Origin of the sequence: Streptomyces sp. McG3, assembly GCF_018619185.1 — a bacterium.
Classification (GTDB): domain Bacteria; phylum Actinomycetota; class Actinomycetes; order Streptomycetales; family Streptomycetaceae; genus Streptomyces.
The window spans coordinates 1-10,695 of sequence record NZ_JAAXYC010000283.1 but is presented as its reverse complement, the minus strand read 5'-3'; the positions used below and the strand labels follow the sequence as shown (position 1 = coordinate 10,695).

The 10,695-nt window shown below is 71.1% G+C and carries 9 protein-coding genes; 6 read left to right on the top strand and 3 right to left on the bottom strand.

What is annotated here, in order from left to right:
- A partial coding sequence (locus tag HET64_RS31210) for a pyridoxal-phosphate dependent enzyme (RefSeq protein ID WP_215110506.1) occupies positions 1–852 on the bottom strand: 852 nt, incomplete at its 3' end.
- 228 nt (positions 853–1,080) lie between these two features.
- Here HET64_RS31210 and HET64_RS31205 point away from each other — a divergent pair.
- Entirely contained in the window at positions 1,081–2,667 is a 1,587-nt protein-coding gene (locus tag HET64_RS31205) for a S8 family peptidase (RefSeq protein ID WP_215110504.1), read from the top strand.
- 94 nt (positions 2,668–2,761) lie between these two features.
- Here the strand turns inward: HET64_RS31205 and HET64_RS31200 are convergent, their stop codons facing one another.
- Entirely contained in the window at positions 2,762–4,171 is a 1,410-nt protein-coding gene (locus HET64_RS31200; RefSeq protein ID WP_215110503.1) for a glycoside hydrolase family 18 protein, read from the bottom strand.
- Positions 4,172–4,587: 416 nt separating this feature from the next.
- Here HET64_RS31200 and HET64_RS31195 point away from each other — a divergent pair, with 416 nt between their 5' ends.
- From HET64_RS31195 to HET64_RS31175, 5 genes are all read left to right on the top strand, one after another.
- Positions 4,588–5,340, top strand: coding sequence for a GntR family transcriptional regulator (locus HET64_RS31195; protein WP_215110502.1), 753 nt, complete (start codon positions 4,588–4,590; stop codon positions 5,338–5,340).
- Between the two features lie 226 nt (positions 5,341–5,566).
- On the top strand, positions 5,567–5,767 hold the full coding sequence (locus HET64_RS31190) for a hypothetical protein (protein WP_047178584.1): 201 nt from the start codon (positions 5,567–5,569) through the stop codon (positions 5,765–5,767).
- Positions 5,768–6,076: 309 nt separating this feature from the next.
- Positions 6,077–6,478, top strand: coding sequence for an NUDIX domain-containing protein (locus tag HET64_RS31185; protein WP_215110501.1), 402 nt, complete (start codon positions 6,077–6,079; stop codon positions 6,476–6,478).
- Positions 6,479–6,612: 134 nt separating this feature from the next.
- Positions 6,613–7,056, top strand: a complete 444-nt coding sequence (locus HET64_RS31180) for an ATP-binding protein (protein ID WP_215110500.1) — start codon at positions 6,613–6,615, stop codon at positions 7,054–7,056.
- A 223-nt stretch (positions 7,057–7,279) separates the two neighbouring features.
- Complete coding sequence (locus HET64_RS31175) at positions 7,280–9,847, top strand: SpoIIE family protein phosphatase (protein ID WP_215110505.1); 2,568 nt, start codon at positions 7,280–7,282, stop codon at positions 9,845–9,847.
- A gap of 22 nt (positions 9,848–9,869) precedes the next feature.
- Here the strand turns inward: HET64_RS31175 and HET64_RS31170 are convergent, their stop codons facing one another.
- Complete coding sequence (locus HET64_RS31170; RefSeq protein WP_215110499.1) at positions 9,870–10,583, bottom strand: PspA/IM30 family protein; 714 nt, start codon at positions 10,581–10,583, stop codon at positions 9,870–9,872.
- Between the last annotated feature and the right edge of the window lie 112 nt (positions 10,584–10,695).

The window sequence follows — 10,695 nt, the reverse complement described above, 5'->3', positions numbered from 1 at the left end:
GACCACGGCGGCGGGGTCGGCCGGAGGGAGGTCGTCCGCGCCCGCGTGGAAGGCGGCGGCCAACGGGGAGACCGCCTCGGCCTGGACGGCGATCAGCCGGGGGCGGGTTTCGGTCAGGCCGAGCGAGTGCAGTTCGGCGGTGGCGAGGGCCGCGCCCAGCAGCAGGGTGCCGTTGCCGACCGGGACGGCCAGCGCGTCGGGCAGCCGGCCGCCGAGGTCCTCCCAGAGCTCGTACACGTACGTCTTCGTCCCGTGCAGGAAGTAGGGGTTGAAGACGTGCGAGGCGTAGAAGACACCCGGTCCGTCCGCCGCCGCGCGGGCGGCGAGCGCGGTCGCCTCCCGGCCGCCCGGGACCGTGACCAGGTGCGCGCCGTGGGCCCGGATCTGCTCGGTCTTCTTCGGGGACGTGCCCTCGGGGACGTACACCGTGCAGGGGAGTCCCGCCCGCGCGCAGTACGCGGCGATCGACGTGCCCGCGTTGCCGGTGCTGTCCGCGACGACCCCGTCCGGGCCCAGCCGCCGGGCCAGCTCCGCGAGCATCACCGCGCCCCGGTCCTTGAAGGAGAGCGTCGGCATGAGGTAGTCGAGCTTCGCCGAGACGGTGTCCGTGAGCGGGACGAGCGGGGTGCGGCCCTCGCCCAGGGAGATCGGCGGGGCGGCGAGCGGCAGGAATTCCTCGTAACGCCACAATGAATTGGCCCGCCCGGAAAGCGCGTTCGGCGCCACGCCCCGCGCGGGGGTGAAGTCGAGGTCCCAGGGGCCACGGCAGACCGGGCAGCACCAGGTCAGGGCGGTGATCTCGGACCGGGTCCCGTCCGCGGGGCAGTGATAGGCCGTCATGGTCACCAGCATGTCAGGCATATGGCAGATGAATGGCTCGCGTATGGCACACGCCAAGGCACCCTTGTGAGTTCGCCATGGATCGGTCAATCTTTCGCTGGCAGCAGGGCACGCGGCTCACCGGGCGACGCAGAAAACGGGGCGTTCGGCCGGCTGATTTGTCATGTCCCTGTCGGGAGTCGTCGTGTGGCTCCGGCACCACCCCCCACCAGAGCACCGCCTATGAGGAGGACCCCTCAGATGTCAGTGACGCGTCACACCCCCCAGGCCCGTCGAAGACTCGCCGCGGCGACCGTGATAGCCACCGCAGCCGCCGTCGCACTCGCCACCGCCTCGCTTCCGGCGACCGCGGCGGAGCGCGCACCCGAAGGCGTGATTCTGAACGCGGGCGCCCCGGGCACCATCAGCGACAGCTACATCGTGACGCTGAAGGACTCGGCCGCGAAGTCCGACTCCGCCCAGGGCAAGGCCCTCGCGAAGAAGTACGGCGCGAGCATCGAACGCACCTACCGCTCGGCCCTCAACGGCTACGCGGTCGAGGCATCGGCCGCCGAGGCGAAGAAGTTCGCCGCCGACCCGGCCGTCGCGTCCGTCTCGCAGAACCGCACGTTCACGGTTTCCGCCACCCAGAACAACCCGCCCTCCTGGGGTCTCGACCGGATCGACCAGCGGAGCCTGCCGCTGGACCAGCGCTACACCTACCCCGACAAGGCCGGCGAGGGCGTCACCGCCTACGTCATCGACACCGGGGTGCGCATCAGCCACGGCGACTTCGGCGGCCGGGCCGCCAACGGCTACGACGCCATCGACAACGACAACGTCGCGCAGGACGGCCACGGCCACGGCACGCACGTGGCGGGCACCGTCGCGGGCACCGCCCACGGCGTCGCCAAGAAGGCGAAGATCGTCGGCGTCCGGGTGCTGAACAACCAGGGCTCCGGCACCACCGCGCAGGTCGTCGCCGGCATCGACTGGGTGACGGCCAACGCCGTCAAGCCCGCCGTCGCCAACATGAGCCTCGGCGGTGGCGCCGACGCGGTCCTCGACGCGGCCGTCCAGCGGTCCATCGCCGCCGGCATCACCTACGCCGTCGCGGCGGGCAACGAGTCGACCAACGCGAACACGAAGTCCCCGGCGCGTGTCGCCGAGGCCATCACGGTCGGCTCGACGACCAACACCGACGCCCGCTCCAGCTTCTCCAACTTCGGCGCGGTCGTGGACATCTTCGCGCCCGGTTCCTCGATCACCTCGACGTGGAACACCAGCGACAGCGCCACGAACACCATCTCCGGTACGTCGATGGCCAGCCCGCACGTCGCCGGCGCCGCCGCGATCTACCTCGCCGACAACCCGGCCTCGACCCCCGCCCAGGTCTCCGCCGGACTGGTCGCGGCCTCCACTCCCGGGGTCGTCACCAACCCGGGCACCGGCTCGCCGAACCGGCTGCTGTACGTCGGTCCGGGCGGCACCACCCCGCCCCCCGGCAAGAAGTTCGAGAACACCACCGGGTACGCGATCAACGACAACGCCACCGTCGAGGCGCCGGTCACCGTCACCGGAGTCACCGGTAACGCCCCGGCCGCGCTGAGCGTCCCGGTCAACATCTCGCACACCTACATCGGCGACCTGAAGATCGACCTGGTCGCGCCCGACGGTTCGGTCTACGGCCTGAAGGCGTACGGCACCGGCGGCAGCAGCGACAACGTGGTCACCACGTACACCGTCAACGCCTCCTCCGAGGTCGCCAACGGCACCTGGAAGCTCCGGGTCAGCGACAACGCGAACGCCGACACCGGCCGGATCAACAGCTGGGCGCTCCAGTTCTGAGTCCGCCCGGGCGGTTGAACCACCGAACCCCGTGAGAAGGGCCGGGGCGGTCGCGTCGCGCGACCGCCCCGGCCCCTTGCGTACTGCCGCCGCGTCAGCGGCGGTTGAGCCCGCGGTCGACCGCGGTGATCAGCTCACCGTTCTCGGTGTCCCCGTCCAGCGACCAGAACATCGCCCCGCCGAGACCCTTGTCCCGGATGTACGAGGCCTTGGTGCGCAGCACCTGGGGGTCGTCGTACGTCCACAGCGTCGTGCCGTCGAACAGCCACGCGTGGCCGTTCTTCACATCGCGGTGGATCTTGTACGTCCCCGACGCGGCCAGCTGCTTCAGGACCTTGTAGTCCTCGTAGCCCGCCGCCCAGGTGGCCGGAGCCGGGGCCGTGGCCGGCTGGCCCATGCCCGTGCCGCCGCCGCTCACTCCGGTCCAGCCCTGGCCGTAGGTCGGCATGCCCATCACGAGCTTGTGCTTGGGCGCGCCGCGGCGTACCCAGTCGCGCACGGTCTGGTCGACGCTGAAGTCGTTCTTCGCGTACAGGGCCGACTGCTGGGCCGTCTTCTTCTCGCCGGAGACGTGGTAGTCGTAGCCCTGGATGTTGACGAAGTCGAAGTCCTTCATGAGGCGCTTCACGTCGAAGCCCGCGTCGATCGCCTTCGGGTTGGCCGCCACGTAGGCCGACAGGTCGTAGTGGACCGGCTTCGGCTTCCCGTGCCCGTGGCCCTTGCCCTTGGCGGCCTTCTCCTTGGCCTTCGCCTGGCTCTTCGCGTAGGCGTCGAGCTGGGTGCGGAACTCGTGGATCAGGGCGGTGAAGTTCTTCTTGTCCTCCGGGCGGAAGACGGTGCCCTCATTGCCCGGCGAGCCGGGCCACTCCCAGTCGACGTCGATGCCGTCGAAGAGGCCGGCCGCGGCGCCCTGGCCGCCGCGGGCCCCGTCCACCGGGAGGTTGCCCTTGATGTACAGGTCGAGGCAGGAGGCGACGAGGGCCTTGCGGGAGGCCGCGGTGCGGGCCGCGTCGGAGAAGTGGGTGGAGTAGCTCCAGCCGCCCAGCGAGATCATGACCTTGAGACCGGGGTGCTTGGCCTTCAGCTCGCGCAGCTGGTTGAAGTTGCCCGCGAGCGGCTGGGTGTCGGTGTCGGCGACGCCGTCGACCGATCCCGCCGCGTCGAGCGGACGGGCGTAGTCCGCCCAGGCGTCGGCCTGGCCGGGGATGTTGCCGGTGAAGCACTTGCCCTCGGCGTTGACGTTGCCGAAGGCGTAGTTGATGTGGGTCAGCTTGGCCGCGGCCCCGCTGGTGTCCAGGTCCTTGACCTGGAAGTCGCGCCCGTAGACGCCCCATTGGGTGAAGTAGCCGATGCTCTTGTACGCGGGACGGTGGTGGCCCTTGTCGCGGTCGCCGCCGTTGTCACGGTCGTGGCCGGCGCTGGCCGTGGCCGCGGGTGCGATGCCCCCCAGCAGGGCCAGGGCGACGACGGCGGTGGTCATTCGGGACAGGCTTCTTCGGCGCATGAGGCTCGTTCCTGTGCGTGATCCGGTGCGGAAGGAAAGCGAAAGGAAGGCGGAAGGAAACGGAAGGGGGTGCGGGAGCCGTGCTGTGCACAGGAAGGTATTGGTCTGGACCAAAAATGGTCAAGGGCCCGGGAGTTGCCGGACTTCGGCGATGGCGTCGGTGCGGTGATGTCGGTGCGGTGATGTCAGCGCGGTGATGCCGGTGATGACGGTGATGTCCGTGCGGCCGTGTCGGCCGGTGCGCGGCTGGGCAGAGTGGAGTCGGAGAACGTCCGGGACTGATCTGGTGTCCGCGTTCGATGTATGCGTGGACCGTCACAAGGTCATCACATTGGGTGAAACTCTGGCCCATGCTTGCGGTGCACAACCCACGGTTGTCAGGCTGTCGCAGACTGTCAACCTGTTGGGAGTGGCCTGTGACTTTCGGTGAGCAGCCCGCCTATCTGCGCGTGGCGAGCGATCTCAGGGAGAAGATCGTCAACGGCGCGCTGCCGCCCCATACCCGCCTGCCGTCGCAGGCTCGCATCCGGGAGGAGTACGGGGTCTCGGACACCGTCGCCCTGGAAGCGCGAAAGGTCCTGATGGCGGAGGGGCTGGTGGAGGGGCGCTCCGGCTCCGGCACCTATGTGCGCGAGCGTCCCGTGCCCCGCATGATCGCCCGCTCCGGCAACCGGCCGGACAAGGGGGCCAGTCCGTTCCGGCAGGAGCAGACGGCGGAGGGGGCGCGCGGGACCTGGGAGTCCCGCAGTGAGCAGGAAGGGGCGAGCCCCGAGATCGCCGAGCGGCTGGGCATCGAGCCGGGCGACCGTGTGATGCGTACGCACTACGTGTTCCGGGAGGCGGGGGAGCCGGTCATGCTCTCCACCTCCTGGGAGCCGCTCGCCGTCACCGGCCGGACGCCCGTGATGCTGCCGGAGGAGGGCCCGTTGGGCGGCTGCGGGGTGGTCGACCGGATGGCCGCGATCGACGTCGTCGTGGACAACGTCGCCGAGGAGGTCGGTGCGCGCCCGGGACTGGCGGAGGAGCTCCTGGCGCTGGGCGGCGTGCCCGGCCATGTGGTCATCGTCATCGGGCGTACGTACTACGCCTCGGGCCGCGCCGTGGAGACGGCCGACGTGGTGGTGCCGGCGGACCGGTACCGGGTCGCGTACCACCTGCCGGTGAGATGAGATGAGGTGACGCCCCGTCGGGCCCGGTCGTGGGCGCCGGCCTGGGGTGTTGGATCATGGGGGGGGCGCATTCTGCGGGTGCGCCCCTTTCGTGATGGCCGGATGTGTATCTCTTTGTGCAAACCCGCCTGCACTGAGTGAAGGTCAGGCGTACGCTCGGGCATATGCGTACTGCGGTTTCCTGGGGATCCTTAGAGACGTGCACGCCGGTGGGAAGAGGGGCGATATGCGGGGGAGCGACACGATGAGCGACAGCGGCGCCGTGCTCCCTTGGCAGGTGATACGGCAGGACGACGGCGGTAACCGCTACCGCGTGGGCAGGTACGCCACGCAGGCCGAGGCGCAGAAGGTCGCCGACGGCCTCGACGACCGTCATCGCCACCAGGTCTACCGGGTGGAGCGCGTGGGTCAGGGCACCAGGCCCTGACGCGGTGGGCGGCCTCGTGGGGCCCCGGGAGGCCGTTCGGTGCCTCCGGGGGCCCCACGGCCTTCCCTCGGCGCCTTCGCGCCCCGCGCTCCCTTGTGGCGTGCCTTCGGGCCTTCGTGCCTTCGTGCCTTCGTGCCTTCGTGCCTTCGTGCCTTCGCGCCCTCGTGTCGTCTCCGGTCCCGCCCCTGCCCCGCCGTCTCCGTCCCCGCCTTCGTCCCCGCGTTCCGCGCGTCGGCGGTCCGGGCGGTAGGGTCCCGCCCGGACCGGGGGCGCGGAAGCCGCCGGAGGTGCGGCGAGCGGGGCGGAGCGGTGACGGTGCTGATCGACACGGTGGCGTGGGTGCGGATCGAGGGCGGCAGGATCCTCTGCGCGCGGCCCCGGGGCAAGGACGTCTTCTACATCCCGGGCGGCAAGCGCGAAGGCGCGGAGACCGATCTGCAGACCCTCCTGCGGGAGATCGAGGAGGAGCTGACGGTCGGCCTGATCCGGGAGACCGTTGTCCACGCCGGGACGTACGAGGCCCCCGTGGACGACCGGCCCGACGCCGCCGTCGTGCGGATGAGCTGCTATTACGGCGACTACCGCGGCACGCTCGCCGCGAGCAGCGAGATCGAGGAGATGGCGTGGTTCTCCTTCGCCGACCGGGCCCTCGTGCCGCCCGTGGACCAATTGCTCTTCGACGACCTCAATGCGGCGGGCGCGCTGGACTGACCCCCGGACGCGGTCCCGGTACGCCCGTCTGCACCAAACGGCAGGTTGTGCGGTAGTGGGCAACAAATGGTGGGTATGGGCTGTTTAGTCCCCATTTTTTGCACAAGGGGTGAGCCCGTGGTCGTCCCTGGGAAGTGATCGGCGTGATCGATACCGAAGGCGACTGCGCCGAGTGGGCCTTCCCCGCCGAACCCGGTTCCGCGCGGAGCGCACGGCACGCCGTCCGGAGCGCGCTGGGTTCCTGGGGCCTCGACGCCGCGGTGGGTGATCTGGCGGTCCTGCTCGTCAGCGAGCTGGTGACCAACTCCCTCCGGTACGCCTCCGGACCCATCGGCGTACGCCTGGTCCAGTCGCACGCGGACGGGGGCGCTTCGCCCGCCGACTTCGCTCCCCCTGCCCCGGTACTGCTGGTGGAAGTCTCCGATCCGCTTCCGGATCCACCCACCGAACGCAGTGCGGGACCCGACGACGAAGGCGGCCGGGGACTCCAGCTCGTGGCCTGTTCCGCACGTCGCTGGGGGACCCGTCGCGGAAAGAGTGGCAAGACGGTGTGGTTCGAGCTGGCTCTCCCTGGTTAGGAGAGTGGAGGGACGCACAGCGATCACCAGAGGTCGGGCAGAACCTGGCTGAAAGGGACTGAGACCTTGCTGTGATCGTGAACGCCGTGTCGGTCGGGGCCGTAGTGCTGAATACTGCGGGCAGGACCGGTCCGGTGTGTGAGCTGGAGGGGACGGTCGCGTGAGCGAAATACCTGGGACAACGGGTGATGTCGGCGATGTCGCCGGGACCACGGGCGACGTCGTGTGGCAGAGCAGCCCGCCCGGCTCGATCTATGACTACATCAGGGTCGCCTCCTTCTCGATCGGCCCCGACGGTCTGATCGAGCAGTGGAGCAGCCGGGCCGCCGGTCTGTTCGGCATGTCCTCGACTGAGGCGATCGGCCGCGACCCGGTGGAGGCCTTCATGCCCGCCGAGCTGCGCTCGGACGGTCATCGGAGGGTCGGCGAGATCCTCGACGGCAAGGAGTGGACGGGCCTCGTCCCGTTCCGGATGCCGGGCGAGGGCGGGGCGCACGGCGTCGCCGAGGTCTATGTGATGCCGAGTCTGACGGGCCGGGGTGAGCGGGCCGCGCTCTGTATCGTCGTGGACGTCCGGGCCCTGCGGCGCATCGAGACGGACCTCGCCGCCTCTCAGGCCATATTCGGCCAATCTCCTTTCGGCTTCGTGCTGTTCGGCACGGACTTCGCCGTCGTCCGGGCCAACCAGCGTTTCGCCACGGTCTTCGGCGGCGCGGCCGACGACCACCGCGGCCGCACAGTGGACGACTATCTGCCGAGGGCCGAGGCCGACCGGCTGTCCGCCACCCTGAAACGGGTCCTGGAGACCGGGGAGTCGGTCACCGACCTCCAGCTCGTCGGCCCCGCCCCCGGCGGCACCGAGCGCCGCCACTGGTCCATGAACCTCTACCGGGTGCACAGCGGGGCCGGCCGCCCCGTCGGCGTCGCCGGCCTCGCCACCGACGTCACCCGCCGGCACATCGCCGCCCGCGAGGCGGCCAGCGCCCGCCGCAACCTCGCCCTCCTCAACGAGGCCAGCGCCCGCATCGGCAATTCCCTGGACCTGGAGACCACCGCCCGCGAACTGCTCGACGTGGCCGTCCCCGGCTTCTGCGACCTCGCCACCGTCGACCTCTACCAGGGGCTGCTCACCGGCGAGGAGGCCGCTCCCGGCAGTTGGGCGCCCGCCCACCGCGAATCGGCCGGAGGCTCGGCGGAGCTGCGCCGGGTGGCCCACGCCAGCGCGGTCGCCGACGCCCTGCCCACCGCCGTGGCCGGCAGCGGGCCCCCGGGCCCCGACGACCTGCCGCCCGCGCTCGGCTCCGTCCACCGCTTCCCGTTCGGCTCGCCCTGCGCCATCGCGCTCGGCTCCGGCCGGGTCGAGGACGTCCCCGGCGACGAGATGGGCTTCGTGCAGTCGACGCTCGCCGTGCCGATGGTCGCGCACGACACCGTCGTCGGCCTCGTCCAGTTCTCCCGTACGAAGGGCAGCGAGCCCTTCGGGGAGCGCGACCGTGCGCTCGCCACCGAACTGGCCGCCCGCGCCGCCGTCTGCATCGACAACGCCCGCCTCTACCGCCGCGAGCACGAACGCGCCCTGATCCTCCAGCGCAGCCTCCTGCCCCCCGGCGACCCCGAGGCCGCCGGCCTCGACATCGCCTGCCGCTATCTCCCCGGCAACACCGCCACCGAGGTCGGCGGCGACTGGTTCGACGTGATCGAGCTGCCCGGCCACCGCACCGCCCTCGTCGTCGGCGACGTCATGGGCCGCGGCCTGCGCGCCGCCGTCGCCATGGGCGAACTGCGCACCGCCGTGCGGACCCTGGCCCTCCTCGACCTGGAGCCCGCCGAAGTGCTCTCCGCCCTCGACGAGGTCGCCCGCGGCCTCGGCTCCCCGGGCGGCGGCGAGCGCAGCGAGGGCCTCGGCGGCAGCGGGGGAGCGCAGTGGCCCTCCCGCGCCGCGCAGAAGTCCCGCGAGGCGGACCTCTCCGAGGTGTATCTCGCGACCTGCGTGTACGCGGTATACGACCCGGTCACCCGGCGATGTACCTTCGCCAACGCCGGGCACCTCCCCCCGGCCGTCGTCGAGCCCGGCATGCCCGCCCGGCTCATCGACGTACCGCCGGGCATGCCGCTGGGCGTCGGCGGCGAGCCGTTCGAGGAGGTCGAGGTCGAGCTGTCGGAGAACGCCCTGCTCACCCTCTACACCGACGGCCTCGTGGAGTCCCGCGACCAGCCGCTGGACGAGGGCCTGGACGCACTGCGGGCCGTCCTCACCGGTCCGCAGATGGAGCTGGAGGACGCCTGCGACCACGTCCTCAGCACCCTCGACACCCGGCACGGCGAGGACGACATCGCCCTGCTGATGGCCCGCATCCAGGGGCTCCCCGGGGAGGCGGTCGGGGACTGGACGCTGCCGCGCGAACCCCGCTCCGTGGGCCGCGCCCGCGAGCTGGCCCGCTCGCAACTGGTCGCCTGGGACCTCGACGACCTGGTCGACACCACCGAACTCCTCGTCAGCGAACTGGTCACCAACGCCCTGCGCTACGGCGAGGGCGAGATCCGGCTCCGGCTGCTGCGCGACCGCACCCTGGTCTGCGAGGTGTGGGACGCCGGTCTCGTCCAGCCGCGCCGCCGCCGCGCGCGCGACACCGACGAGGGCGGACGCGGCCTCCAGCTCGTCGGCCTGCTCAGCGCCGCCTGGGGCTCGCGCCGCACCCCGCGCGGCAAGACCGTCTGGTTCGAACTGGCCCTGCCGGACGGGGCCCCGGCCGCCGAACTCTCCGTGGAGCAGCTCCTGAGCATGTACTGACCCCCGTCCTGCGCACCCCGCGTCACGCGCCCGTCTTCAGGGCCGCCAACCGGGCCTCGACCTCCGCGCTGTCGCCCAGGCCGTCCAACTCCTCGAACTGGGCGTCCAGCGAGGAGGCCGCCAGCTCCTGCTTGCCCAGCGCCTTCGCCTCCTCGCGCCGCACCTTGTCCTCGAAGCGGCTCAGATCGCTCGTCGGGTCCAGGACGTCGATGTTCTTCACGGCGTCCATCATCTGGTTCTGCGCCTGGGCGGACTTCGAACGCGCCACCAGCTCGTCGCGCTTGGCCTTCAGCTGGGAGAGCTTGGCCTTCATCTGGTCGAGCCCCGACTTCAGCTTCTCCACCACCTCGCTCTGCGAGGCGATCGTGGGCCCGGCCGTCTTCGCCTCCTGCTCGGACTGGAGCTGGCGGCCCAGCGCGACCTTCGCCAGGTTGTCGAACTTGTCGGCCTCCGCGACCGACCCCGCCCCGCGCAGCTCGTCGGCCTTCCGGCTGGCGGCCAGCGCCTTGCCGCCCCACTCGGCCGCCGCCTCCACGTCCTCCTTGTGGTCCTGCTCCATCAGCCGGAGGTTGCCGATGGTGGTCGCGACCGCCTGCTCGGCCTCCGCGATGTTGTTCGTGTAGTCCCGGATCAGCTGGTCCAGCATCTTCTGCGGGTCCTCGGCCTGATCGATGAGGGCGTTGATGTTGGCCTTCGCGAGCTGGGTGACACGGCCGAGGATGGTCTGCTTGGACATGGGATGGCTCCTTGGAGATCGAGACGGGTCATGTGCTGTGGTCCTGCCCTGCCGGTCGTTCAGAAGCGGCCGCCACCGCCCCGGCGACCCCGTGTTCCGCCCCCTCCGAAGC

Excerpts from the sequence above, each read along its gene's own strand:
- HET64_RS31190 (WP_047178584.1), top strand. The coding sequence starts at position 5,567 with ATGCGGGGGAGCGACACGATGAGCGACAGCGGCGCCGTGCTCCCTTGG.
- HET64_RS31170 (WP_215110499.1), bottom strand. The coding sequence starts at position 10,583 with ATGTCCAAGCAGACCATCCTCGGCCGTGTCACCCAGCTCGCGAAGGCC.
- HET64_RS31205 (WP_215110504.1), top strand. The coding sequence starts at position 1,081 with ATGTCAGTGACGCGTCACACCCCCCAGGCCCGTCGAAGACTCGCCGCG.
- HET64_RS31200 (WP_215110503.1), bottom strand. The coding sequence starts at position 4,171 with ATGCGCCGAAGAAGCCTGTCCCGAATGACCACCGCCGTCGTCGCCCTG.